The sequence below is a fragment of the Isoptericola sp. NPDC056605 genome (assembly GCF_042792795.1).
Taxonomy (GTDB): domain Bacteria; phylum Actinomycetota; class Actinomycetes; order Actinomycetales; family Cellulomonadaceae; genus Isoptericola.
The window spans coordinates 141,336-165,243 of record NZ_JBHTVT010000011.1; the positions used below are offsets into that span (position 1 = coordinate 141,336).

The following is a 23,908-nucleotide window of genomic DNA, read 5'->3' on the forward strand; positions in this document are numbered from 1 at the left end:
ACCCCCCTTACCACCCCCACCTACGGGGTGGGCCGCTTCTTTTTTTTATACCCCCCCGCCTGTGTTCCGCCTCGGTCCCGCCCCCCTACACGCCCCTTTCACCCCCGGGGGGGGGCCCCCGCGGGGCGCCCCACCCTGCTCGGCACCACCCGCTCGGCACCACCCGCTCGGCGCATCGGCGCGCCGCGGCGCAGCAACACCCTCACCTGTCCGGGACACAGCCGTCCCGGCCCTGCAGAAGGAGTTGTCCCACCCATGTCACGAGCTACCACGCTTCGCCGCGGGAGGGTCGCCGCCCTGCTGGTCGCGGTGACCGCGTCGGTCGGTCTCGTCGCGTCGTCGGGCGTCACCGCCTCGGCCGACCCCGACGACGCACCCGGCACCTACCGGAACCACGTCATGGACGACCTGGCGGACGCGTTCTCCGACCCGTCGATCATCCGCGGCAAGGACGGGTACTGGTACGCGTACGCGACCCAGACGAGCATGCGCAAGGACAACCAGGGCGGCCCCTGGGAGGACCAGTACTTCATGCCGATCACCCGGTCGAAGGACCTGGTGAGCTGGGAGTACGTGGGTGAGGTCTTCGGGCCGGACAACCACCCGGAGTGGCGCGACTTCGCCACCACGTACTACTGGGCGCCCGACGTCCGGTACATCGACGGGAAGTACTACCTCTACTACTCGGTGGCGGGCAACGACGAGAACACGATCGCGCTGGCGACCGCGGACGACCCGGCCGGCCCCTGGACGGACATCGGCCACCCGGTGCTGCCCTACGACTACCAGGACAAGGTGGTCAACCAGATCGACCCGGCCGTCTTCGTCGACGACGACGGGCAGAAGTACCTCTACTACGGCTCGTTCAAGGACGGCGGCATCCAGGCCGTGCACCTGAACGACGACGGCACCGAGGTCGTGGGCGACTCGGTGCAGGTGGTCGGCGCCCGTCGCGGCGAAGCCCCGTACGTCGTGAAGCGCGACGGCTGGTTCTACCTCTTCTACTCGGGCCTCGGGTGCTGTGCGAAGGCCGACGGCGCCTACCCGGTGTTCGTGGGCCGGGCCAAGGACCCGATGGGCCCGTTCGTCGACGCCGAGGGCGTGGGGCTCACCGGCCTGCACCTGGGCGGCACGATCGTCAACTCTCCCAACGGCAACCGGTGGGTGTCCACGGGGCACTCGGCCAACGTGGTGGACAAGTCCGGCCAGGACTGGATCCTCACCAACGGCTTCGACCGTACGGAGACCGACCCGAGCTGGGGCGGGCGGCCCGCCGTCATGGACCGCCTCGACTGGATCGACGGCTGGCCCACGGTGCGCGCCGGAGAGTGGACCAGCGACGACGTCGAGACCGCGCCCGTGGCCGCGTGGGACGCCGGCAGCGACTTCTCCGACGGCCTGCGCGGCTTCGACGCCGTCGGCGCGGGCAGGTGGACCACGGGCACCGACGCCGACTCCGGCGGGTACGCCCGCCCGCAGAGCCGCGGCGCGGCCCCGCAGCTGCTGCTGCCCCGCAAGGCTCCGAAGGGCGACGTGCGGATCGAGGCCGACGTCCGGCTGCGCGACGACGCGGGCCGCGTGGGACTGGTGCTCGCGTCGGACGGGTCCAGGGACCACGCGGTCGCCTGGCTCGACGCCTCCGGCCGGCTGTCCGTCGAGCTGACCCGGCACGGCGCCGTCGTGCAGAAGAGGACGGTGCGCCTGGACGACGGCGTCGACCTGAGCACCTGGCACTCCCTCACCGCGCAGGTCCGCGACGGCAGGGCCGACGTGGAGATCAGCGCGGACCTGCTCGGCATCCCGCTGGCCGAGCTGTCGGTCGACGTGCCGCGCTCGTGGGACCGCGGCGGCGTCGCGTCCACGCGGGGCTCTGGCGAGGCCGACAACGTGGGCGTCACCACGCTCTACACGCCGGTGACCGAGAAGGTGGCCGACCCGGAGGTCGGGCCGGAGCTCACGGAGTACGGCGAGGAGTTCGACGACGCGGACCTCGACGGCTGGTCGTGGTTCGGCCCGGCCGACGGCAAGGTCGCGGACGGCGAGTACGTGTGGCCCACGCAGGACGCGGACTTCTCCGGCAAGGGCACGATGGCGTCGGCGCTGCTGCGCGACGCCCCGACCGGCACGTACACGGCGGAGACCAAGCTGCACCTGCCGATCACCGACGCCCCCGACGGCCGCAGCCAGGCCGGCCTCATCGCGTTCCAGAGCCCGGCGGACTCCATCCACCTGGCACCCACGCGCACCGGCCCGTCGCGGCAGGTGTTCCTGTGGATCGGCCGCGACCGCGACAGCTGGCCGGAGATGCAGATCGGCCCGTCGGCCGACACCATGTGGCTCCGCCTGCGGCACACGGTGGACCCGAAGACCGGCGAGCACCTGTTCCGGGCGGCGACGAGCCGCGACGGCCAGCACTACGTGTGGGGCGGGGCCTGGCACCTGCCCGCCGGGCAGGAGCCGCGGATCGGCCTCGTCTCCCTCGCCGGCAAGGGCCTGACCGCGGAGTTCGACTACGTGCGGTTCTACAGGTGAGCGGCCACGGGATCGCGCGGGAGCGCGAGGTCTCCCGACGCTCCGTGCTGCAGGCGTCCGCCCTCGCGTTCGCCGCGACGATGGCGCCCTGGGGCGCCGCCACCGCGCTCGCCGCCCCGGCGGGGCTCGCGGACGAGGACGGCTACGACCTGTGGCTCCGCTACCACCTCACGGCCGACCCCGGCCGCCTGCGCGAGTACCGGGCCGCGCTCACCAGCGTGGCCCGGCAGGGTGCGGGCGCGGTGCTGGCGAACGCCGAGGCGGAGGTGCGGCGCGCGATCGAGGGCCTCATCGGGACGGCGCCCGCGACGACGGGCGCCGCCCGCGCCGCCGTCGTCCTCGGCACGCTCGAGGGGTCGTCGGTCGTGCGCACCAGCGTGGGCCGGGGGCGCCTGAAGAAGGTCGGCGACCAGGGCTTCGTCATCACGACGACGGGGCTTCCGGGCGGCGGACGGCGCGTGGTGGTCGCGGGCAACACCGATCGCGGCGTCCTCGCCGGGGCGTTCCACCTGGTCCGGCTGCTGCAGCTCGAGACGCCGCTGGCGAGGCTGTCCGCCGACGAGTCCCCGCGCACCCCGCTGCGCATGATGAACCACTGGGACAACCTCGACGGGTCCATCGAGCGCGGGTACGCCGGCACGTCGATCTTCGACTGGGACGCCCTGCCGGAGGTCTCCGACCGGGTGGTCGACTACGCGCGGGCCATGGCGTCGGTCGGCGTCAACGCCTCGGTGGTCAACAACGTCAACGCCAACGTCGGCTTTATCACGAGCGACATGCTGCCCCGGCTCGCGCCCCTGGCGGAGCTGTTCGCGTCGTGGGGGATCTCGCTGTGGGTGTCGGTGAACTACGCCGGCCCGATGCTCCTCACGGCGGACGACGCCGACCCGATCACCACCGCCGACCCGGCCGACGCTCGCGTCCGGGCCTGGTGGCGGGACAAGTGCGCCGAGATCGTGGCGGCCCTGCCCGGCTTCGGCGGGTTCCTGGTCAAGGCGAACTCGGAGGGACGCCCCGGCCCGCTGGACTACGGGCGCACCCACGCCGAGGGCGCGAACATGCTGGCCGAGGCGCTCGCGCCGCACGACGGGCTCATCATCTGGCGCAGCTTCGTGCACGAGGACTTCGGCGACTGGGCGGAGTACCAGTACCGGCAGTTCGCGCCGCTGGACGGCGAGTTCGACGACAACGTCATCGTGCAGACCAAGTACGGGCCGATCGACTTCCAGGTGCGCGAGCCCGTGCACCCGCTGTTCGGCGAGCTCCGCGACACCCACCAGATGCTCGAGCTCCAGCTCACGCAGGAGTACACGGGCCACGAGATCCACGCCTGCTACCTCGCCCCGATGTGGCGGGAGGTGCTCTCGTTCCGGACCGGCGGCCCGGGCACGGGGCCCACCGTGGCGGACGTCGTGACCGCGGGACCGGTCGAGGCGCGGCACGCCGGCATCGCCGGGGTGAGCAGCTTCGGCGACGACCGGGACTGGACCGGCTACCAGCTCGGCGCCGCCAACACGTACGCCTTCGGGCGGCTGTGCTGGGACCCGGGGGCCGACCCGCGCGACCTCGCCACCGAGTGGGTGCGCCTGACCTTCGGCACCGACGACGTGGTCACGGCCACCGTGGTCGACGTGCTGATGCGCTCGCGCGCGACCTACGAGGACTACTCGTCGCCGCTCGGGCTCGGGTACCTCACCAACCCGGGCGGGTCGCACCTCGACCCGGACCCCCTGAGCACCCTTTACCAGTCGCACCACACGACGTCGGAGGGCACCGGGTTCGACCGCACCGCGGCCACCGGGAGCGGGTTCACCGGCCTCTACCCGCCGGGGTGGGCGGACGTCTACGGCTCCCTCGAGGAGTGCCCGGACGAGCTGCTCCTCTTCATGCACTGGGTGCCGTACGGCCACGGGCTGCGGTCCGGCAAGACCGTCATCCAGCACCTGTACGACACCCACTTCACCGGCGTGGAGCACGCCGCCGGGTTCGCGGACGCGTGGCGGTCGCTGGCCGGGAAGGTCGACGCGCAGCGGCACGACGACGTCGCGGCGAGCTTCGCGGCGCAGGTCGCGCACGCCACGCTGTGGCGCGACGTCGTGGTCGGGTTCTTCTTCGACCAGGGGCGCGTGGTCGACGAGCGGCGCGAGTGGCTCCAGGTGGCGCCGGCCGGGTCGCGCCTGCTGCTCGGCGGCCGGCAGAACCTGCTGCCGGTCGCGGTCACCAACGCCTCCGCACGGGCGCACGACACGACGGTCACGCTGACCGCGCCGTCGGGCTGGGCCACGGAGCCGGCGACGCGGCGCGCGGCGTCCGCGGAGACCGTCGAGGTGGACGTGCCGGTCACGCCGCCGCTCGAGGCGGACGCGGTCCCGTTCGACGTCGACGTGGCGCCGGCGCTGCAGCGGCTCGACGGGCGGGGCACCACGCTGGTCGTGGCGCCCGCGGGCGCCCGCTGCCACCTGGCGCTCAACGGCGGCCCCGCGGGCAGCGTGCCGGCGCCGGGGTACACGGCCCTGACGCCCGCGTCGGCGTGGTCCGAGGCGGCCGGGTTCGGGTGGGTGGGCTCCGCCCCCTCGGCCCGCGACCGCGGCGGCGACCCCCTGCTGCGCGACCACCTGTTCCACAGCTCCGCGCGGGTGCTCCGGGTCGCGGTGCCACCGGGCACCCACACCGCGCGACTGCTGGTCGGCGACACCGGGTCCGCGGCCTCCGCCACCCGGGTCGCCGTGGACGGCACCACGGTCGCCACCGGCGAGAAGCTCGACGCCGGCGCGTTCGCGTGGCTCGACGTCCCGCTCGACGGCGGCGCCGAGGGCCGGACGGCGGACCTCACCCTCACGGGACAGGGCGGGCCGTGGCGCCTCACCGCGCTCACGATCGCGGACGCCGACGCGCCGGAGCCGTCGCTGCTCGCGCTGCGGGCCATCGCGGAGCCGGTGTGGTGGACGGGCCGCCCGAACGACGTCACCGTCCAGGTGCGCAACACGGGCACCGCGGACCGCGAGGTCACGGCGTCGCTGGTCGTCCCCGACGGCTGGACCGCCTCGGACACGACCGTCACGGTGCCCGCCGGACAGGACGCCGAGGTGACGGTGGCCGCCACTCCCCCGGCCGCGCCCACCCTCGCCGTCGTCGAGGTGCGCCTGACCATCGGCGACGAGGAGGTCGAGCGCGGCCGCGCGGTCGAGGTCATCACCACCCCGCACGCCGACGACGCCGCCCTGGCGTTCGACGCGGGCACCCCGTCCAGCCCGCTCGTGGCCGGATACACCCGCCTCTCCCCGCAGGACGTGTTCTCCGAGGACGCCGGGTACGGGTGGACCGGCGACAAGCCGGACCACCGCGACCGCGGCAACGCCGACGCCCTGCGTCGCGACATCGTGATGCAGAAGGTGAAGCCGAGCTCGCTGCGGATCCCCGTGCCCGCGGGGAAGCACACCGTGTGGGTGCTCAGCGGCGACTCGCTCACCGACGCGGGGATCACCACGATCTCCGAGGGCGGCACGGTGCTCGGCGCCTCCGGCGACACCAGCCTGCCGAGCCGGTCGTTCGTCTGGTTCTCGTTCGAGCTGGACGGCGGAGCGTCGGGCCGCGGCGCGGACCTCGACATCGTGGGGTCCACGCTCAACGGGCTGTGGCGGATCGCGGCGCTGGTCGTGGTCTGAACACGCGACGACGGGCGCGACCGGCCCGGAGCAGGGACGATCGGGACATGCCCGGCCCGCACGCCCCCGCCACGCAGCACTCCGACGCGAGACCCACGCAGCGACCGCACGTCGCGGCGGTGGTCGAGGACTGGTGGTGCGCCGTGGCGGGGGCGTTCCTGCGCCGCCGCGGGTGGGTGCCGCGCGTGCTCGCGTCCACGGGATACGGCACGCCGCGCGGCGTGCGGGTGCTGGCGCGGGTGCTGCTGGTGCCGCCGTCGCGCGTGCGGGGTCCGCTCTCCCCGGTCCAGCACGCGGACCGGCGCCCGCTGCGGAGCTACCTCACGCTGCCGGCGCCCGGCGAGCCGGTACGTGTCGCCGTGGGCGGCGCCGTCGTCGACGTCGTGACCGACCGCGCCGGGTACGTCGACGTCGAGGTGGCGCTGCCCGACGACGCCCCCCTGCCGCCCGGCCGGCACGACGCGACCCTGACCGCCCTGCGCACCGGGGCCGACGTCGCCGCCCCGGTCACCGCGCCCGTCGTCGTGGTCGGCGACGACGCGACGTTCGGCGTCGTGAGCGACATCGACGACACGACGATGGTCACGGCCGTCCCGCGGCCGTTCGTCGCGGCGTGGAACACGTTCGTCACCCGCGCGAGCGCCCGTCGTCCCGTCCCCGGGATGCCGGAGCTGTACCGACGGCTCGCCGCCGAGCACCCCGACGCGCCGTTCGTCTACCTGTCCAACGGCGCGTGGAACACCGCGGGCACGCTGGCCCGCTTCCTCGACCGGCACGGCTTCCCGCCCGGCCCGCTGCTGCTCACCGACTGGGGGCCGACGCAGACCGGCTGGTTCCGCAGCGGCCCGCAGCACAAGGGCGACAGCCTCGACCGGCTCATGGTCGCGTTCCCCCGGGTGCGGTGGCTGCTGGTCGGCGACGCCGGGCAGCTCGACGAGGACGTGTACGTCCGCGCGTCCGCGCGCTGGCCGGGGCGGGTCGTCGCCATCGCCATCCGGCAGGTCGACGGTGCCCGCCCGCGCGCCGCCGGCGACCGACCGGCCCCCGGTGCGCCGCTGGTGCACGGCGCTGACGGCACGGCGCTCGGCGCCCGACTGGCCGAGGTCCTCCGATGATGTCCGTCAACACCGTCGAAGGTCTGCTCCTCGCCGTCTGGGGTCTCGGACTCGCCTCTGCCCTGTGGGCGACGACGGACCGTCACCTCAGCCGGCTGCAACGCATCACGGTCGTCGTCATGGCCGCCGTGCTGCCCGTCGTCGGATCGCTCGTCGCCGTCGTCGTCGCGGTGCTGCGGGTCCGCCGCCTCGCGGCGCGGCCGGGATGGACGACTCCGACCTCGTCTGCGAGGCGGGCAACGACGCAACCGCCGGGCTGATCGAGAAGGTCGGCGAGCCGCGAGCGCCGGGATACTGGGGCCCGTGATCTCGACCGTCCTCGTCGCCCACCCGTGGCTGTCCCCCGTCGCGCTGGTCGCCCTGGCGGCCGTGGGATGGCTCGCCGGGCCGTGGCTCGCGGACCGACCGCGGGCGGCCGCCGTCCTGGCCGCGCTGTCGCTCGTCCCGGTCGCGCTGCTGACGCTGGTGCCCGTGGACCGGGAGCTGTTCGAGCGGTGCGCCGTGGGCTGGGCGCTGCCCACGCCGGGCCGGGTCGAGCTGCTGGCGAACGTCGTCCTGTTCGTGCCGCCGGTCTACCTGGCGGCCGTGGCGCTCCGCCGGCCGGTGCTCGCGCTGCTCGCGGGGTCGGCCACCTCCGCGGCGATCGAGGCGGTCCAGGCGCTGGTGCCCGCGATCGGCCGGTCCTGCGACACGAACGACTGGCTGTCGAACACGATCGGGGCCGCGGCGGGCGCTCTCCTCGCCGCGGCGGCGCTCCACCGGTGGCGGCGGCGGGCTCAGTCCCGACCGACCGGCACGAACCCGGACTCGTAGGCCCGCACGACCGCCTGCGTGCGGTCGCGCACCTGCAGCTTCGCGAGGACGTTGCCGACGTGCGTGCGCACCGTCTCGACGCCGAGGTACAGCTCGCCCGCGATCTCCGCGTTCGACAGTCCGGCGGCGACGAGCCGCAGCACCTCCGCCTCGCGCTCGGTGAGGCCGGCCGACCGGAGGGCGTCCCCGGCCGAGCCGCCCGGGCCGTGCGCGGCGACCAGGCGCCGGACGGCGTCCGGGAACAGGAGGGAGTCGCCGCGCGCCACCAGCCGCACCGCGTGCACCACGTCGTCGGGACGGGCCCGCTTCAGCAGGAACCCCTGCGCGCCCGCGTGCAGGGCGTCGAGCACGTGGTCGTCGTTCTCGAACGTGGTCAGCACCAGCACGCGCGGCGCGCGCTCGCCCGGTCGGCCCGCCCCCACCACCGCCCGCGTGGCCGCGATCCCGTCCACCCGCGGCATGCGCACGTCCATGAGCACCACGTCGGGCCGGGCCTGCGCCACCACCTGCGGCACCTCGGACCCGTCGCCCGCCTCCCCCACGACCTCCAGGTCCGGCTCCGTGTCGAGGATGACGCGCAGGCCCGCGCGCACCAGCGGCTCGTCGTCGACGAGGACGACGCGGACGACGGCGGTGTCGGTAGGCACGGTCACGCCGTCGATCCTGCCGCATCGCCGGCGGACACGGACCGGCGCCGGCGCGGGCGGCGTGGCGCACGGCTCAGCGGAACCCGAGGTAGTGCCGCTCCCAGAACGCGCCGAGGGTCGTGGTCACCAGCTCGTGCTCGACCCGTCCGACGTCGTCGGGCACCGTCCAGTGTCCACGGCGCGCGACCGCCCAGGTACTGCCGTCGGGCAGGACGAACGTCAGTCGGCCCCACCCCCAGCGTCCGCGGCGCACCGTGGCGCGGACGACCTCGGCGGCGGGAATCTCGGCGTCCGGCGGCCAATGGGCGCAGATGTCGTCCCGCTGGTCGTGGTCCTCCTCCTCGACACAGAGGACGCATCCGCGCAGGCCGGCGAGGGCGACCGGGTGCCACGACCACGGGTGGCCGCAGGCCGCGCAGTCCCCACCGAAGAGCTCGTCCATCGCGCGATCATGCCGAGGCACCGCGTTCCCGGTCGACGGGAAATCGCGCCCGCACCACCCAGGAGCCGTCGCGCGGCCCGGCCTCGAGCTCGCCGCGCAGCAGGCGGACCCGCTCGGCCATCCCGTGCAGCCCGCGGCCGCCGCCGGGCGACGGCGGGGCGGGCGACGGCGTGGCCGGCGACGGCGTGGCGGGCAGCGGGTTCGCCACCGCGACGTCGAGGGTGCGGTCGTCGACGGACACCCGCACCGTCACGGGCCGGCCCGGGGCGTGCCGGACGGCGTTGGTCAGCGCCTCCTGCACCACGCGGTACGCCTCGTGCGACGTCGCGCGCGGCAGCGAGCCGGCGGTGCTGGCGTCCAGGTCGAGGCGGACGTCGGTCCCGGCGTGCCGGGCGTCGTCGACGAGGGCGGGCAGGTCGTCCAGCGACCGGGCGGGCGCGCGGTGAGTTCCCGCGGCCGCCTCGCCGCCGCGCAGCAGCCCGAGCACGTGGTCGAGGTCCGCCATCGCGCTCCGGCCCGCCTCCTCGATGGCGGCGAGCGACCGCCGGGCGGCGTCCGGGTCCGTCTCGACCTGGCGTGCGGCGGCCGCCGCCTGGAGCGTGGTGACCGTCAGCGCGTGGCCCACGGAGTCGTGCAGCTCGCGGGCGAGGCGGCCGCGCTCGGCGAGCCGGTCCGCCCGCGCCTCGAGCTCCGCGATCCGCGCCGTCTGGTCCGGACCGAGCAGCGGCTCGGCCGACTGCCGCAGCAGGCGTCGCGCGAGCGCCGTGCCGTACGGCAGCGCGACCAGCGCCAGCACGCCGAGCGCCAGCCATCCGGCGGGGTTGGCGGCGAACGTCGGGCCCATCTGCACGAGGAACGCCCGGTCGACGCCGAAGGCGGACAGCACGAGCTGCGTGGCGAGCGGCACGGCGACCAGCAGCCCCACCGTGACCAGGGCGCCGAGCACGAGGTGCAGCGCGAACCAGGCGGCCCCGCGCCAGCGGGTCGCGACGGTGGGCGCACCGACGGGATCGGGCAGGGTGCGGGCGTCGACGTCGAGGAACGTCCGCACGGCGGCGACCTCCAGCGCCCGCACGGGGGCGAGGAACGGCGGCGCCCCCACGATGACCGCCGTCAGCAGCGCCAGCACCCCGACGGCGACACGCGGCGTCGCCGGGTCGGCGAACATCTGCACGAACCCGGCCGCGAGCGCGAAGTAGGCCCCCGCCAGCACGCCGCCGATGACGAGGTACACGCCCGCCCGGACGGTCGACGCGCTGGTCAGCGGCGACAGCGCCCAGCGCAACGTGCGCCGCCCACCCGTCGTCGTCCGCCCCGGCATGCCGCCAGTCTGCCGACCGGCGCGGCGCGGCGCCTCCCCCGCCCGGGGGACCGCGCATCAGGCACTGCACGTCGTGCTGCTCGCCGCGCCGCCGCGGTGATCAGGACGACGGCGAGCAGGACGTAGATCTTGACACTGATATACCGGAAGCGGATCATCAGTGTCATGGGTATGGCAGTGGCCGACGTGGCACGCGACCTCGGCGTGACCGACCGCCGCGTGCGCAGCCTCATCAAGGCCGGCGCCCTGCCGGCCGAGAAGGTCGGCGGCGTCTACGTCCTGTCCGAGCGAGACGTCGATGCGTTCGCCCGCCGGTACCGGCCCAAGCACGTACGCGCCATGTCACCACGCATCGCATGGGCAGCCGCGGCGCTCGGGGACGGGGTGCGGCCCACGTGGCTGCGTGCGGACGAGCTGTCGCGGCTGCGCGCCCGTCTGAGCAGTGAAGCGGCGCCCACGGGCGCGTGGCGCGCGCAGCTTGCTGCCGCCGGGGCGCGCGCGCGTTTTCGTGCGGGGCCCGCGCAGGTCGACGCGCTCCTGGACAGCCCGCACACCGTGCGCACCGGGGCGTCGGCGACGAACGTGGTGGGCGACAGGCTCACCGGCGCGCCAGGCGCGGACGTGTGGGTCGCCAACGCCGACGTCGCCATCGAGCTCACGCGCGGGCTCGGGCTGCTGCGCTCGAGTGCTGGCAATGTGACGATCTCCGTGCCTGGTGCGGACGTCGACCGCATCAGTGCCGACGGCCGGAACGCCTTTCGCCTCATCGTGGCGCGCGATCTCATGCTGGAGGACGACCCGCGTGCTCGCGCTGCAGGCGAGGACCTGATCCTCCACGTGGAGCAGGAGGCGTCGTGGCGCGTCAGCCGGCGCCCGGCGCAATGACGGACGGCACGGTGCCACGCGGCGTGGTGACTGATGACGACGGACTCCTCCGGATCCTGGTGACGCTGACCCGGCTGGACGAGAACGAGGCGGCGCTTCTGCTTGCCTCAGCCACACCCGACGGCAGCACCCTGCGGGAGCTGGTCGGCCTCGTACGGCAGGCACCGGCAACACACGACGATCGCCTGGCCCTGCTCACCCTGATCGAGGAGACCGTGCCTGGCCCGTGGACTCTCGTGGGCGGCCTGGCGGTGATGCTGCACTGCATCGAGCACGGGCGTACCGGTCATGCGGGCCACGGAAGACGCTGACGTAGCGATCAACGTCTTCACTCGCCGTGAAGGCCTGCGAGAAGTGACCCGGGCGTTGGGGAAGCTCGGCTACCAGGACGTGACGCCGACATCGCTCGCCTCGGGAGAGCAGCTGTCCTACCGGTGGGAGCTCGACTCCTCGAGGATCGACCTGATGGTTCCCGAGGAGGCCGGCCGCCAGAAGTCAGTGCCCAGGGCCGTCAACCGCCGCCGGAGCGTCGAACTCCCGGCCGTGCAACAGGCGCTCGCGCGGTCGGAACTTCTCAGGGTGTCGCTCACCGATGGCACGCGAGGCTTCGTTCCCCGGCCGAACGTCCTGGGGTCGCTGGTGATGAAGGCCGCCGTTACGGCTTGCGGGCGCTCACGATCATGTGGGTGCCGAGGAACCGGCGGCGCCAGGTGACGTCGTCGAAGCCGAGCCGCCACAGGATCGAGGCGACCTGCTCGGGGGACATGAACCCGAGGGTGCTCTCCTCGAGGTAGGTGTACGACTTCTTGTCGCGGGCCACGAGCTGCCCCAGCAGCGGCACGACGACCTTGACGCCCAGCGTGACGGGGACTCGCAGCAGTCCGCGCGGCGGGCAGGTCTCCAGCAGCACGAGACGGCCGCCGGGCCTCAGCACGCGCAGCTGCTCGGCGAGCACGCGCTCGGCGTCCTCGACGTTGCGCAGCAGGTAGCCGTGGGTGACCGCGTCGAACGACGCGTCGTCGTAGGGCAGGGCGTTGGCGTCGGCGAACTGCCAGGTCACGGCGTCGGCGCCTGGCTTGGCGCGCGCGCCCTCCAGCATCCCCTCGGAGAAGTCGACGCCGTGGACGGTGGCTCCCGGGTACTGGCGGGCCGCCTCGAGGGCGATGACGCCGGTGCCGGTGGCGATGTCGAGCAGCGACCCGCCCGCGGGGACCTGCGCGCGGCGCGCGACGTCGCGGCACCAGGCGGCGTGCCGCCCCATCGTCATGAGGCGGTTCATCCGGTCGTAGTAGCCGGGGACCGTGTCGAAGAGGCGCTGCACCTCCTCGCCCTTCGATCGAGACGGGGGCGAGGGGTGGGTCACGCGGCGAGCTCCTGGCCGCTCATCTTGTGGATGGACGACATCACGTGGTCGGTCAGCTCACGACGCACCTGGGCCGGGCGGGCGCCGGCCGTGAGCTGGCGCGACGGGTCGATCGGGGCGCCGAAGTGCACCTGGATGCCGCGGGTCGGCCGCGGGAGCCGCTTGCCGACGGGCTGCACCTTGTCGGTGCCGCGCAGGGCCACCGGGACGACGGGCGCCGAGCCGGCGAGCGCCAGCCAGGCGACGCCGGTGTGCCCCTGGTGCAGCTTGCCGTCGCGGGAGCGGGTGCCCTCGGGGTAGATGCCGAAGGCGCCGCCGCGCTTGAGCACGACGAGCGCGTCGTCGAGCGACCGCTGGCCGGCGCGCGGGTCCTCGCGGTCCACGGGGATGTGGCCCATCGTGGTGAAGAACCAGCGGGAGACGCGGCCCTTGAGACCTCGGCCCGTCCAGTACTCCGCCTTGGCGATGAAGGTGACGTGCCGGGGCACGACGAGCGGGATGATGATCGAGTCGATGAACGACAGGTGGTTGCTCGCGAGGATCACCGGACCGCGCCGCGGGATGTTGTGCAGTCCCGTCACCTGGGGGCGCAGGAGCACGTACACCAGGAGCGACAGGACGAGGCGCAGGAACCGATAGGTCACCGCACCATTGTGCCCCCTGCTCCGCCCTGGCCCGCCGAGGCCGCCCTCGCGGGCGTGTGATCAGGGCGTTCGCGCCGTCTCCGCGGCGAGCAGCGACTCGGCGGCGCGGCGTGCCTCGCGGGCGACGCCGACGTCGTGGGTGATCGCGGCGGTGGTCTGCGCGCCCTCGGCGAGCAGCACGACCTGCAGCGCGACGGCGTCGGGCAGCCCGGCCTCGCGGACGAGGGCGAGGACGTGCTCCCGGAACGCCTCCTTGTGCCCCCGCACGGCCTCCGCGATGCGGGGCGAGGTGGCGCCGAGCTCGCCGAAGGAGTTGATGAACGCGCACCCGCGGAACCCGTCCTCCCGGAACCAGGCGTCGAGGAAGTCGAAGACGCTGAGGATCCGGTCGCGCGGCGTGGTGGCCGTCGCGGCCGCGCGCTCCACCCCCTGCGTCCACTGCCGGGTGCGCAGGGCGAGCACCGCGACCACCAGGTCCTCCTTGGACTGGAAGAGCCCGTAGATCCGCTTGAGGGACACCCCGGCCTCGGCGCGCACGGCGTCCATGCCCACGGCCTGGACGCCGCGCGCGTAGAACAGCCGGTCGGCGGCCACGACCACCGCGTCGCGCGCCGCCTTCTCGTCGAGCATCGTTCACCCTCTCGTCGCCGCCCTCCCCTTGCGGGGAGAACCATCGTTCTCTACTGTAGCGAACAACGGGAGAACGACCGTTCTCCCCCTCCTTCGAAGGGGCGCACCATGGGCTACATCACCGTCGGGCAGGAGAACAGCACGGCCGTCGAGCTCTACTACGAGGACCAGGGCTCCGGTCAGCCGGTCGTCCTCGTGCACGGGTACCCGCTCGACGGGCACAGCTGGGAGCTCCAGACCCGCGAGCTCCTCGCCGCCGGGTACCGCGTCATCACCTACGACCGCCGCGGCTTCGGCGCGTCGAGCAAGGTCGGCTCCGGGTACGACTACGACACGTTCGCGAAGGACCTCGACACCGTCCTGACCACGCTCGACCTGCGGGACGTCGTGCTCGTGGGCTTCTCCATGGGCACCGGCGAGCTCGCCCGGTACGTCCGCAACCACGGGCACGAGCGGGTCGCCAAGCTCGCGTTCCTCGCGTCGCTCGAGCCGTTCCTGGTGCAGCGCGACGACAACCCCGAGGGCGTGCCGCAGTCCGTGTTCGACGGCATCGTGGACGCCGCCCGCGGCGACCGCTACGCCTGGTTCACGCAGTTCTACAAGGACTTCTACAACCTCGACGAGAACCTCGGCACGCGGATCTCCGAGGAGGTCGTGCGCGCCAACTGGATCACCGCGGTGGGCTCGGCGCCCGTCGCCGCCTACGCCGTCGTCCCCACCTGGATCGAGGACTTCCGGCCCGACGTCGAGGCCGTGCGCGACGCGGGCAAGCCAACGCTGATCCTGCACGGCACGAAGGACAACATCCTGCCGATCGACGCCTCGGGCCGGCGCTTCCACTCCGCCGTGCCCGACGCCGAGTACGTCGAGGTCGAGGGCGCACCGCACGGCCTGCTGTGGACGCACGCGGACGAGGTCAACGCCGCGCTGCTCGCGTTCGTCGGGCGCTGAGCCCGACCCACGCGGGCGATCAGCTCGCGGTCAGCAGGTAGTCGTCGGCGTCGTCGTCCCACGCGAGGGCGACGGCGCCGGCGGCAGCAGCACCCTTCGCGAACTGCAGGAACCCGCGGTAGCCGAGCGCCTTCTCCGAGAAGTCGGGGCGGCGCTTGCGCACCTCGTTCTTCAGCCCGGACAACGGCGCGCTGCCGCCCGCGTCGCGCACCACCTGGCGCAGCAGGTCGAACGCGCCCTCGGTGTCCTGCTGCTCCGGCAGCGCCACCTCCGGGTCACCGGTCGACGGGCCTGCGGACAGCACGACGAAGTCGCGGTCCGCCAGGAAGCGCAGGAACTCCCCGAAGGTGCGGAAGCCGTAGTCGGACTCGCTGAACGTGGGGTCCTTGCGCACCAGGGTGCGCTTGAGCATCGACGCCGTGACCGAGCCGCTCGTCGAGGCCAGCAGGTCGGCGAGCGTCTGCGCCACCCTGACCTCCATCGGCGCGTCCTCGCCCGCGGAGGCCGCGGCGTCCTCCTGCTCGACGTCGGCCTCGCGCTCGGCGGCCGGCTCCACGACCGGCTCGACGACGGGGGCCTCCGCCGTCGGCGCCTTCTTGCGGCGGCCGCGCGTCGTCGTGCCCGACGCCGCGGTCGCGGTCTCGGCGGGCGCCTCCGACGGGGTCTCGTCAGGGGTCTCGACCGGCGCCTCCGCGGGGGCCGGGGCCTTCGCGCGGCCGCCACGGCCGCCACCGGACCGCGCGGAACCCTTGCCGGCGCCCCGACCGGAACGCTTCGGGGCGGGCGCCTCGGACTCGTCGGGCACGTCGACGCCCTCGAGCCGGTCGTAGAAGAGGAACTCGTCGCACGCCGGCGGCAGCAGGCGGGAGGTGGAGTTCTCCACCCCGACGCCGATGACCTTCTTGTCGAGCTCGCGCAGCTTGTGGACGAGGGGGGAGAAGTCGGAGTCGCCCGTGCACATGACGAACGTGGTGATGTACTCGCGCTCGAACGCCATCTCGATCGCGTCGACCACCATCTTGATGTCGGCGGCGTTCTTGCGGGACGCGCCCATCCGCTGCGTCATCTCGATGAGCTCGACCTGGTGGCGGGTCAGCATCCGCCGGTCCTCGTCGAAGTACGACCAGTCCGCGTACGCGCGCCGCACCACCACGCGGCCGCGGACGGCGAGCGCGTCGGCGATGGGCTTGAAGTCGAACTGCATGCCGCCCAGGTGGTCGCGGGCGCCGAGCGCCAGGTTCTCGTAGTCGAGGAAGACGGCGAGGCGCTCTTCGGTGTCCATGCACGTCAGGCTACGGCGTCGCGTGCTCCGCCGCGGGACCAGGCCGGGTTACCACGGCCGCCGCCACACCGTCCAGGCTCCGGGCGTTCCGTCACCCTTTCTTCACCCCCTATCCTGTGTCGGGTCCCGCCGACGCGACGCCTTGGAGGCTCACCTTGTCAGCAGATCCCGGAGCCACCACGGCGACGGACGAGATCGTCCCCGACCCCGCGCTCCCCCCGACGGCGGTTCCCGCCGAGGACCTGAAGCCCCGCTGGACGCCCGCGAAGATCGCGCTCTGGGCGGCGATCGCGCTGCTCGGTGGCGTCGCGTGGGTCATGATCGCGCTGGTGCGCGGCGAGACCATCAACGCCATCTGGTTCGTCTTCGCGTCGGTGTGCACGTACCTCATCGGGTACCGCTTCTACTCGAAGGTCATCGAGCGGTACATCACCCGCCCCGACGACCGCCGCGCCACCCCCGCCGAGACACGCGAGGACGGCAAGGACTTCGTCCCCACCGACCGCCGCGTGCTGTTCGGCCACCACTTCGCCGCCATCGCCGGCGCCGGCCCGCTGGTGGGCCCGGTGCTCGCCGCGCAGATGGGGTACCTGCCGGGCACCATCTGGATCATCGTCGGCGTGGTGCTCGCGGGCGCCGTGCAGGACTACACGGTGCTGTTCTTCTCCATGCGCCGCGGCGGCCGCACCATCGGCCAGATGGCGCGCGAGGAGCTGGGCCGCATCGGCGGCGTGGCCGCGATCGTCGCGTCCCTGCTGATCATGATCATCATCGTGGCGATCCTCGCCCTCGTGGTCGTCAACGCCCTCGGCGAGAGCCCGTGGGGCGTGTTCAGCGTCTCCATGACGATCCCGATCGCCCTCTTCATGGGCGTCTACCTGCGGTACCTGCGCCCGGGCAAGATCACCGAGGTCTCCCTCATCGGCTTCGTCCTGCTGCTCGCCGCGATCGTCGGCGGCGGCATGGTGGCCGACACCGCGTGGGGCGCGGAGTTCTTCCACCTCGACCGCACCACCATCGCCGTCGGCGTCATCGTCTACGGCTTCGTGGCCGCCGTCCTGCCCGTGTGGCTGCTGCTCGCCCCGCGCGACTACCTGTCCACCTTCATGAAGGTGGGCGTCATCGTGGTGCTCGCCGGCGCCGTCGTCATCGTGCGGCCCGAGATCAACGTGCCCGCGATCAGCGAGTTCGCGAGCGGCGAGACCGGCCCGGTGGTGTCCGGCAACCTCTGGCCGTTCCTCTTCGTGACGATCGCGTGCGGCGCCCTGTCCGGGTTCCACGCGCTCATCTCGTCGGGCACGACGCCGAAGCTCGTGGAGAAGGAGCGCCAGACGCGCTTCATCGGCTACGGCGGCATGCTCATGGAGTCGTTCGTCGCGATCATGGCGCTGGTCGCCGCGATCTCGATCGACCGCGGCGTGTACTTCGCGATGAACTCCTCGGCGGCCGCCACCGGCGGCACCATCGAGGGCGCGGTCGCGTTCGTGAACTCGCTCGGCCTCGCCGGCGTCAACCTCACGCCCGACATGCTCAGCACCCTGGCGACCCAGGTGGGCGAGCCGTCGATCGTGTCCCGCACCGGCGGCGCCCCGACGCTCGCGCTCGGGCTGGCGCACATCATGCACCAGCTGGTGGGCGGCACCGCGATGATGGGCTTCTGGTACCACTTCGCGATCATGTTCGAGGCGCTGTTCATCCTCACCGCGGTCGACGCCGGTACCCGCGTGGCCCGCTTCATGCTGCAGGACACCATCGGCAACGTGGCACCGCGGTTCAAGGACATGAGCTGGCGACCCGGGGTGTGGGTCTGCACCGCGATCATGGTCGCGGGCTGGGGCACGATCCTGTATCTGGGCGTCACCGACCCCCTCGGCGGCATCAACACGTTCTTCCCGCTGTTCGGCATCGCGAACCAGCTGCTGGCCGCGATCGCGCTCGCCGTCGTGCTCGCCATCGTCGCGAAGCGGGGCCGCGCGTACTGGCGGTGGCTGTGGATCGTGGCCCTGCCGCTGGCCTTCACCGCGCTGATCACCATCTGGGCGTCGTTCGAGAAGATCTTCTCGGACGTGCCCGCGGTGGGGTACTGGGCGCAGCACCGGGCGTTCAAGGACGCGCTCGCCGCCGGCGAGACGTCGTTCGGCACCGCGCCCGACGTCGCGGCCATGGAGGCCGTGGTCCGCAACACCTTCGTGCAGGGCACCCTGTCGATCGTGTTCGTGGTGCTGTCGATCGTCGTGATCCTCGCGTCGCTGGTCGTGACGATCAAGGCGTTCCGCACCGGCGGCGGCGAGAACCACGAGGACGCGCCCGTCGCGTCGCGCCGGTTCGCCCCGGCCGGCCTGTTCGCCTCGTCGACCGAGAAGCGGATCGAGAAGGAGTGGGCCGACGCCGGCCTGCGGGAGTCCAGCGGTGCCGGGCACCACTGAGCCCCGCACCGGCAGGGTGCACGACGTCGCCCGGGCGCTGGCCCGGGCGGCGTCGGCGGGGTGGGCGAGCCTGCGCTGGTACGTGCGCCAGGTGATGGGCGACGACGCCTACGCGACGTACGTCGCGCACGAGCGGTCGGCCCACCCCGGCCGCGCGCCGATGGGCGAGCGCGAGTTCTGGCGGGAGCACTACGCGGAGCAGGACCGCAACCCCGGCTCGCGCTGCTGCTGAGCGGCGCGCGCGACGGTGCCGGCCGGGCCAGGATGGGCGCGTGCGTGCGATCGTGTTCGAGTCCCACGGCGGCCCCGAGGTGCTGCATCTCGCCGACGCCCCCGACCCTCAGGCCGGGCCCGGCCAGGTGCGCGTGCGCGTCGAGGCCGCGGCCGTCAACGGCTGGGACGTGAAGTCCCGCGCCGGCACGACCGGCGGCCCGCCGCCGACGTCGCCCGTCGTGCCGGGCCTGGAGGTGGCGGGGGTCGTCGACCAGGTCGGGGACGGCGTGGCCGGCGTCGCGCCCGGCGACCGCGTCGTGGGCTTCGCCGTCGGCGGCGGGTACGCCGAGCTCGCCCGGACGTCGGTCTTCGCCCGCGTGCCCGCCGGGCTCGCCGCGACCGACGCCGTCACGCTCCCCGTCGCCGCCGAGACCGCGACCCGCGTGCTGCGCCTCCTCGACGTCCGGCCCGGCGAGACGCTGCTCGTGCACGGCGCCTCGGGGTCGGTGGGCGAGCTGGCCGTCCAGCTCGCCGTGCGCCGCGGCGCCCGCGTGATCGGTACGGCGTCGCCGCGGAACCAGGAGCGCGTCGCCGCCCTCGGCGCGACACCCACCACCTACGGCGCAGGGCTCGTGGAGCGGGTCCGCGCCCTCGCCCCCGACGGCGTGGACGCCGTCCTCGACACCACCGGCGCGGGCGTGCTGCCCGACTCGATCACCCTGCGCGGCGGCACCGAGCGCATCGTCACCATCGCCGACGACGCCGCGGCAGACCTCGGCGTCGAGGCCAGCTGGCGGTCCGAGCGCGACGCCGGAGAGCTCGCCGAGGCCGTCGACGCCCTCGCCCGCGGCGACCTCGTGACCACCGTCGGCGCGGTGCTCCCGCTGGCCGACGCGCCTCGTGCGCACGCCCTGGTCGAGAGCGGCCAAGCCGGCGGCAAGGTCGTGCTGGTGCCCTGAGCAGGGCGTTCCCGCCGACCACGTCGATGAGCTTGGTGGGGTCGGAGTCGAGGTCGACCATGTTGCCGGCCTCCTTCGCGGCCGACGTGCCCGAGTTCATCGCGACGCCCACGTCGGCCTGCGCGAGCGCGGGGGCGTCGTTGGTGCCGTCCCCGGTCATCGCGACGAGGCTGCCGCCCTCCTGCTCGCGCCGGATGAGCTCCAGCTTGTCCTCGGGCGTCGCCTCGGCGAGGTAGTCGTCCACGCCGGCCTCGGCCGCGATGGCCGCGGCGGTCAGCGGGTTGTCGCCGGTGACCATCACGGTGCGGATGCCCGCCCGGCATCCGCGATCGTCTCAGCAGGCGGTCTCATCCTCGCCCGTATCGCGGATGCTGCGTACGATCGCGTGACAGCCATCCAGAGCGGCCGAGAGTCCTGGCTCGACGACGCCGCAGCAACCCGTTCTCCGACGGAAGCCTCCCGAGGACGAAGGTGCTCACGCCAGGATCGATGGAGTGACGCATGGTCGCAGAGGCATCCTTTTCGCCCACCCCGGCAGCTCAGCCGGCAGTTCACCCGGCGCTGCCGGCACGCCCGACGGTCTCGTTCGAGCTCATGCCGCCGCGCCGGCCGGACGCCGCGCCCAAGTTCTGGGAGACGGCGCGCCGGCTCGTCGCCGCACGACCGGACTTCATGTCCGTGACGTACGGCGCGGGCGGCGGTGACCGGGCGACCGCCCGCCAGGTCGTCGCGACCCTGCTCGAGGGCACGCCCGTCCTGCCGGTGGCGCACCTGACCTGCGTGGGCGCGCACCGCGAGGACGTGTCCGCCGTCATCGACGACTTCCTCGACGCCGGCACCCGCGCGTTCCTCGCCCTGCGCGGCGACCCGCCGAAGGACCAGCCTGACTGGGAGCCGCCCGCCGACGGCGTCGCATCCTCGATCGAGCTCGTGCACCTGCTGCGCGAGGTCGAGGCGCGGCGCTGCGCGACCGACCCCGGGGCCGCACTGCGCGGCGCCGCCCGCCCGATGACGATCGCCGTCGCGACGTTCGTCGACGGCAACGTGCAGGCCGGCACCACCCGGGCCCAGGAGGTCCGGCGCCTCAAGGAGAAGCAGGACGCGGGGGCGAGCTTCGCCATCACGCAGCTGTTCTACGAGGCCGACTCCTACACCGACTTCGTCGCCGAGGCCCGCGCGGCCGGGGTGACGATCCCGATCCTCGCGGGGCAGCTGCCCACGACCGAGCCGCGCCGGCTCCGTCGCGTCGAGGAGCTCACCGGCGTCCGCGCGCCCCGGCACCTGCTGGACGCGCTCGACGCCGCGGGGGACCCGGAGGCGCAGCACGCCTACGGGACCGCGCGCGCCGTCGAGCTCGCCCAGCGCGTGCTCGACGCGGGCGCCCCCGGCATCCACGTGTACACGTTCAACAAGTACCGTCCCGCTCTGGACCTGCTCGAGGGTGTCCACCTCGGCGGACCGGCGCCGGCCGACGTCACGTCGGACGGCGCGGACCTGGCCAGAAGGCCGTGGGTACCGAGCATCCCGACCCAGGCTCCCGCCGTCTGAGCGGAGCCCGAACTCTGGAGTGCTCATGTCCACCACCAGCACCACCCCCGCCGCGGCATTTCCCGGCGGCACGATCCTCGGCTACCCCCGCATCGGGCGTCGCCGCGAGCTCAAGAAGGCCGTCGAGTCGTTCTGGGCCGGGCGCACCGACGCCGTCGACCTGGAGGTCACGGCCGGCGCGCTGCGCCGCGAGACCGCCCGCCGCCTCGTCGAGCTCGGGCTGAACCCCGACGACGGCTCCGTGCCGGGGTCGTTCTCCTACTACGACCAGGTGCTCGACGTCGTCGCGCTGCTCGGCGCCGTCCCCGAGCGGTTCCGCGACCTGCTCGACGACGAGGACGGCTCGCTCGAGCTCGACGGCTACTTCACCGTGGCCCGCGGCCGCGGCGAGGACGCCCCGCTCGAGATGACCAAGTGGTTCGACACCAACTACCACTACCTGGTCCCCGAGATCAGCGAGACGACGCCGGTCTCGTTCGCCGACCACCGCATCGTGCGCGAGTACGCCGAGGCCAAGGAGGCCGGCGTCACCACGCGCCCCGTGCTCGTGGGCCCGGTGACGTTCCTCGCCCTGTCCAAGGCGGCCGACGAGGCGGGCGACGGGTTCCACCCGCTCGACCGGCTCGACGACGTCGTCGCCGCGTACGCCGACCTGCTGCGCGCGCTGGCAGCGGTCGGGGTGCCGTGGGTGCAGCTCGACGAGCCCGCGCTCGTCACCGACTCGCTCGACGTGCCCGCCGAGCGCCTGCACGCGGCGATCGCGTCCGCCTACCGCGCGCTGGCGACCGACCTCGCGACGGCCACCGATGATGCCGACGGCGAGCGGCCCGCGATCCTGGTGACGGCGCCGTTCGGCGGCCTGCACGAGGACGCCCTCGCGCTCCTCGCCGCGACCGACGTCGACGCGATCGCGATCGACCTGGTCAAGGGCGCCGTGCCCGCCGGGCCGGTGCCGGGCCTCGAGGGCAAGACCCTCGTCGCCGGGGTGATCGACGGCCACAACGTGTGGCGGGCCGACCTGGCCGCCAAGCTCGACGCGGTCGAGTCGCTGCGGGGCCTCGGCGCCGTCGCCCTCGCCGTCGGCACGTCGACGTCGCTGCTGCACGTGCCGCACGACGTCGAGGACGAGGTGTACGACCAGCACGCGGCGGGCACCACCCTCGACCCGCGCCTGCGCGACTGGCTGGCGTTCGCCGACCAGAAGGTGGGCGAGGTCGCGACCCTGGCCCGCGCCCTCACGGACGGTCGCGCGGCCGTCGAGGACGCGCTCGCCGCGTCGTCCGCGGCCGTGGCCTCGCGCGCGACGGCGGCCGGCGTCGTCGTGCCCGAGGTGCGCGACCGCGCCGCGGCGCTCACCGACGCCGACTTCGCCCGCGGCCCGTACGCGGAGCGCGCGGCCGCCCAGGCCGCGCGGCTGAACCTGCCGCCGCTGCCCACGACGACGATCGGCTCGTTCCCGCAGACCCCCGAGATCCGCAAGGCCCGCGCCGCGTGGACCAAGGGCGAGCTCGCCGACGCCGACTACTCCGTCGCGATGCGGGAGGAGATCGGGCGCGTCGTGACGCTGCAGGAGGAGCTGGGCCTCGACGTGCTGGTGCACGGCGAGCCCGAGCGCAACGACATGGTGCAGTACTTCGCCGAGCAGCTCGACGGGTTCGCGGTGACGGCGAACGGCTGGGTGCAGTCGTACGGCTCGCGGTGCGTGCGCCCGCCGATCCTGTGGGGGGACGTGCAGCGCCCGGCGCCGATCACCGTCGAGTGGTCCGCGTACACGGCGTCGCTCACCGACAAGCCGGTCAAGGGCATGCTCACCGGACCGGTGACGATCCTCGCGTGGTCGTTCGTGCGCGACGACCAGCCGCTCGGCGACACCGCGAACCAGGTGGGCCTGGCCCTGCGCGACGAGATCGCGGACCTGGAGGCCGCGGGCATCGGCATCGTGCAGGTGGACGAGCCCGCGCTGCGCGAGCTGCTGCCGCTGCGCCGCGCCGACCAGCCCGCCTACCTCGACTGGTCGGTCGGGTCGTTCCGGCTCGCGACGTCGGGCGTCGAGGCGGCGACGCAGGTCCACACGCACCTGTGCTACTCGGAGTTCGGCGAGGTCATCGGCGCGATCGACGGCCTCGACGCCGACGTCACGTCGGTGGAGGCGGCCCGCTCGCGGATGGAGATCGTGCCCGAGCTCGCCGACGCCGGGTACTCGCGCGGCATCGGGCCGGGCGTCTACGACATCCACTCCCCGCGCGTGCCGTCGCCTGCCGAGGTCACCGAGCTGCTGACGCTCGCCGTCAAGGCGATCGACCCGGCGCTGGTGTGGGTCAACCCCGACTGCGGGCTGAAGACCCGCCGGTACGCGGAGGTCGAGCCGGCGCTCGCCCACCTCGTCGCCGCCGCCCGCGAGGTCCGCGCGACCCTCTGACCCCTGCCGACCATGCGGTTGCGCACGTTCTGAGCGTTCAGAACGTGCGCACC

General features: G+C 73.9%; 19 protein-coding genes, 1 pseudogene and 1 riboswitch. Of the genes and pseudogenes, 12 read left to right on the forward strand and 8 right to left on the reverse strand.

Annotated elements, in window-relative coordinates; all coding sequences use genetic code 11:
- The first annotated feature begins 255 nt into the window (after positions 1-255).
- The 4 genes from ACFQ8Y_RS13165 (at position 256) to ACFQ8Y_RS13180 (ending at position 8,125) form a co-directional block, all read left to right on the forward strand.
- The gene (locus ACFQ8Y_RS13165; RefSeq protein WP_430585721.1) at positions 256-2,532 is read left to right on the forward strand and encodes a family 43 glycosylhydrolase; all 2,277 of its coding nucleotides are present in this window, start codon (positions 256-258) and stop codon (positions 2,530-2,532) included.
- On the forward strand, positions 2,529-6,197 hold the full coding sequence (locus ACFQ8Y_RS13170; protein ID WP_430585722.1) for an alpha-glucuronidase family glycosyl hydrolase: 3,669 nt from the start codon (positions 2,529-2,531) through the stop codon (positions 6,195-6,197). The genes ACFQ8Y_RS13165 and ACFQ8Y_RS13170 overlap by 4 nt, the downstream gene beginning before the upstream one ends.
- A gap of 47 nt (positions 6,198-6,244) precedes the next feature.
- Complete coding sequence (locus ACFQ8Y_RS13175; protein WP_430585723.1) at positions 6,245-7,312, forward strand: App1 family protein; 1,068 nt, start codon at positions 6,245-6,247, stop codon at positions 7,310-7,312.
- A 303-nt stretch (positions 7,313-7,615) separates the two neighbouring features.
- Positions 7,616-8,125: a VanZ family protein gene (locus ACFQ8Y_RS13180; RefSeq protein WP_430562624.1), complete on the forward strand. Its 510-nt coding sequence runs from the start codon at positions 7,616-7,618 to the stop codon at positions 8,123-8,125.
- On the opposite strand, the gene ACFQ8Y_RS13185 is transcribed toward ACFQ8Y_RS13180, so the two are convergent.
- The 3 genes from ACFQ8Y_RS13185 to ACFQ8Y_RS13195 form a co-directional block, all read right to left on the reverse strand.
- Positions 8,089-8,778: a response regulator gene (locus ACFQ8Y_RS13185; RefSeq protein ID WP_430550816.1), complete on the reverse strand. Its 690-nt coding sequence runs from the start codon at positions 8,776-8,778 to the stop codon at positions 8,089-8,091. The genes ACFQ8Y_RS13180 and ACFQ8Y_RS13185 overlap by 37 nt on opposite strands.
- Before the next feature lie 67 nt (positions 8,779-8,845).
- A complete protein-coding gene (locus ACFQ8Y_RS13190; protein WP_430585724.1) occupies positions 8,846-9,214 on the reverse strand; it encodes a hypothetical protein in 369 nt (122 codons plus the stop codon).
- 7 nt (positions 9,215-9,221) lie between these two features.
- A complete protein-coding gene (locus ACFQ8Y_RS13195; protein ID WP_430585725.1) occupies positions 9,222-10,535 on the reverse strand; it encodes a sensor histidine kinase in 1,314 nt (437 codons plus the stop codon).
- 171 nt (positions 10,536-10,706) lie between these two features.
- On the opposite strand from ACFQ8Y_RS13195, the gene ACFQ8Y_RS13200 reads away from it, so the two are divergent.
- Both ACFQ8Y_RS13200 and ACFQ8Y_RS13205 read left to right on the forward strand, forming a co-directional pair.
- A complete protein-coding gene (locus ACFQ8Y_RS13200) occupies positions 10,707-11,420 on the forward strand; it encodes a helix-turn-helix domain-containing protein (RefSeq protein WP_430585726.1) in 714 nt (237 codons plus the stop codon).
- A complete protein-coding gene (locus ACFQ8Y_RS13205) occupies positions 11,390-11,731 on the forward strand; it encodes a hypothetical protein (protein WP_430585727.1) in 342 nt (113 codons plus the stop codon). Before ACFQ8Y_RS13200 ends, ACFQ8Y_RS13205 begins: the two co-directional genes overlap by 31 nt.
- Before the next feature lie 344 nt (positions 11,732-12,075).
- Here the strand turns inward: ACFQ8Y_RS13205 and ACFQ8Y_RS13210 are convergent, their stop codons facing one another.
- From ACFQ8Y_RS13210 to ACFQ8Y_RS13220, 3 genes are read right to left on the reverse strand one after another with little or no spacing between them, the layout of a single operon-like run.
- Positions 12,076-12,783 carry a ubiquinone/menaquinone biosynthesis methyltransferase gene (locus tag ACFQ8Y_RS13210; RefSeq protein WP_430585728.1) on the reverse strand — a complete coding sequence of 236 codons (708 nt, stop codon included), beginning with the start codon at positions 12,781-12,783 and terminating at the stop codon, positions 12,076-12,078.
- On the reverse strand, positions 12,780-13,427 hold the full coding sequence (locus ACFQ8Y_RS13215) for a lysophospholipid acyltransferase family protein (protein WP_429762715.1): 648 nt from the start codon (positions 13,425-13,427) through the stop codon (positions 12,780-12,782). The genes ACFQ8Y_RS13210 and ACFQ8Y_RS13215 overlap by 4 nt, the downstream gene beginning before the upstream one ends.
- Before the next feature lie 60 nt (positions 13,428-13,487).
- Positions 13,488-14,057 carry a TetR/AcrR family transcriptional regulator gene (locus tag ACFQ8Y_RS13220; protein WP_430550811.1) on the reverse strand — a complete coding sequence of 190 codons (570 nt, stop codon included), beginning with the start codon at positions 14,055-14,057 and terminating at the stop codon, positions 13,488-13,490.
- Positions 14,058-14,165: 108 nt separating this feature from the next.
- Here ACFQ8Y_RS13220 and ACFQ8Y_RS13225 point away from each other — a divergent pair, with 108 nt between their 5' ends.
- Positions 14,166-15,008, forward strand: coding sequence for an alpha/beta fold hydrolase (locus tag ACFQ8Y_RS13225; protein ID WP_430585729.1), 843 nt, complete (start codon positions 14,166-14,168; stop codon positions 15,006-15,008).
- 19 nt (positions 15,009-15,027) lie between these two features.
- On the opposite strand, the gene ACFQ8Y_RS13230 is transcribed toward ACFQ8Y_RS13225, so the two are convergent.
- On the reverse strand, positions 15,028-16,290 hold the full coding sequence (locus ACFQ8Y_RS13230; protein ID WP_430585730.1) for an NYN domain-containing protein: 1,263 nt from the start codon (positions 16,288-16,290) through the stop codon (positions 15,028-15,030).
- 155 nt (positions 16,291-16,445) lie between these two features.
- Here ACFQ8Y_RS13230 and ACFQ8Y_RS13235 point away from each other — a divergent pair, with 155 nt between their 5' ends.
- The 3 genes from ACFQ8Y_RS13235 to ACFQ8Y_RS13245 are packed head-to-tail and all read left to right on the forward strand — an operon-like array spanning position 16,446 to position 19,888.
- The gene (locus ACFQ8Y_RS13235) at positions 16,446-18,716 is read left to right on the forward strand and encodes a carbon starvation CstA family protein (RefSeq protein ID WP_430550808.1); all 2,271 of its coding nucleotides are present in this window, start codon (positions 16,446-16,448) and stop codon (positions 18,714-18,716) included.
- A complete protein-coding gene (locus ACFQ8Y_RS13240; protein WP_430585731.1) occupies positions 18,700-18,948 on the forward strand; it encodes a YbdD/YjiX family protein in 249 nt (82 codons plus the stop codon). The genes ACFQ8Y_RS13235 and ACFQ8Y_RS13240 overlap by 17 nt, the downstream gene beginning before the upstream one ends.
- Before the next feature lie 40 nt (positions 18,949-18,988).
- Positions 18,989-19,888, forward strand: a complete 900-nt coding sequence (locus ACFQ8Y_RS13245; RefSeq protein WP_430562631.1) for an NADP-dependent oxidoreductase — start codon at positions 18,989-18,991, stop codon at positions 19,886-19,888.
- Between the two features lie 16 nt (positions 19,889-19,904).
- Here ACFQ8Y_RS13245 and ACFQ8Y_RS13250 read toward each other — a convergent pair.
- A pseudogene (locus tag ACFQ8Y_RS13250) lies at positions 19,905-20,201 on the reverse strand (HAD-IC family P-type ATPase); the annotation flags it as partial.
- Positions 20,202-20,277: 76 nt separating this feature from the next.
- Positions 20,278-20,384: riboswitch (SAM riboswitch) on the forward strand.
- 5 nt (positions 20,385-20,389) lie between these two features.
- Between ACFQ8Y_RS13250 and ACFQ8Y_RS13255 the strand changes: the two are divergent.
- Together ACFQ8Y_RS13255 and metE are read left to right on the forward strand one after the other, a co-directional pair.
- On the forward strand, positions 20,390-21,436 hold the full coding sequence (locus ACFQ8Y_RS13255; RefSeq protein ID WP_430562632.1) for a methylenetetrahydrofolate reductase: 1,047 nt from the start codon (positions 20,390-20,392) through the stop codon (positions 21,434-21,436).
- 25 nt (positions 21,437-21,461) lie between these two features.
- A complete protein-coding gene (gene metE / locus ACFQ8Y_RS13260) occupies positions 21,462-23,855 on the forward strand; it encodes a 5-methyltetrahydropteroyltriglutamate--homocysteine S-methyltransferase (RefSeq protein ID WP_430585732.1) in 2,394 nt (797 codons plus the stop codon).
- The last annotated feature ends 53 nt before the right edge of the window (positions 23,856-23,908 follow it).

What these genes read in the sequence shown, in the direction of transcription:
- ACFQ8Y_RS13190 (WP_430585724.1), bottom strand. Translation starts at nt 9,214, where the DNA reads ATGGACGAGCTCTTCGGTGGGGACTGCGCGGCCTGCGGCCACCCGTGG.
- ACFQ8Y_RS13230 (WP_430585730.1), bottom strand. Translation starts at nt 16,290, where the DNA reads ATGGACACCGAAGAGCGCCTCGCCGTCTTCCTCGACTACGAGAACCTG.
- ACFQ8Y_RS13220 (WP_430550811.1), bottom strand. Translation starts at nt 14,057, where the DNA reads ATGCTCGACGAGAAGGCGGCGCGCGACGCGGTGGTCGTGGCCGCCGAC.
- ACFQ8Y_RS13255 (WP_430562632.1), top strand. Translation starts at nt 20,390, where the DNA reads ATGGTCGCAGAGGCATCCTTTTCGCCCACCCCGGCAGCTCAGCCGGCA.
- ACFQ8Y_RS13200 (WP_430585726.1), top strand. Translation starts at nt 10,707, where the DNA reads ATGGCAGTGGCCGACGTGGCACGCGACCTCGGCGTGACCGACCGCCGC.
- ACFQ8Y_RS13175 (WP_430585723.1), top strand. Translation starts at nt 6,245, where the DNA reads ATGCCCGGCCCGCACGCCCCCGCCACGCAGCACTCCGACGCGAGACCC.
- ACFQ8Y_RS13195 (WP_430585725.1), bottom strand. Translation starts at nt 10,535, where the DNA reads ATGCCGGGGCGGACGACGACGGGTGGGCGGCGCACGTTGCGCTGGGCG.
- ACFQ8Y_RS13165 (WP_430585721.1), top strand. Translation starts at nt 256, where the DNA reads ATGTCACGAGCTACCACGCTTCGCCGCGGGAGGGTCGCCGCCCTGCTG.
- metE (WP_430585732.1), top strand. Translation starts at nt 21,462, where the DNA reads ATGTCCACCACCAGCACCACCCCCGCCGCGGCATTTCCCGGCGGCACG.
- ACFQ8Y_RS13225 (WP_430585729.1), top strand. Translation starts at nt 14,166, where the DNA reads ATGGGCTACATCACCGTCGGGCAGGAGAACAGCACGGCCGTCGAGCTC.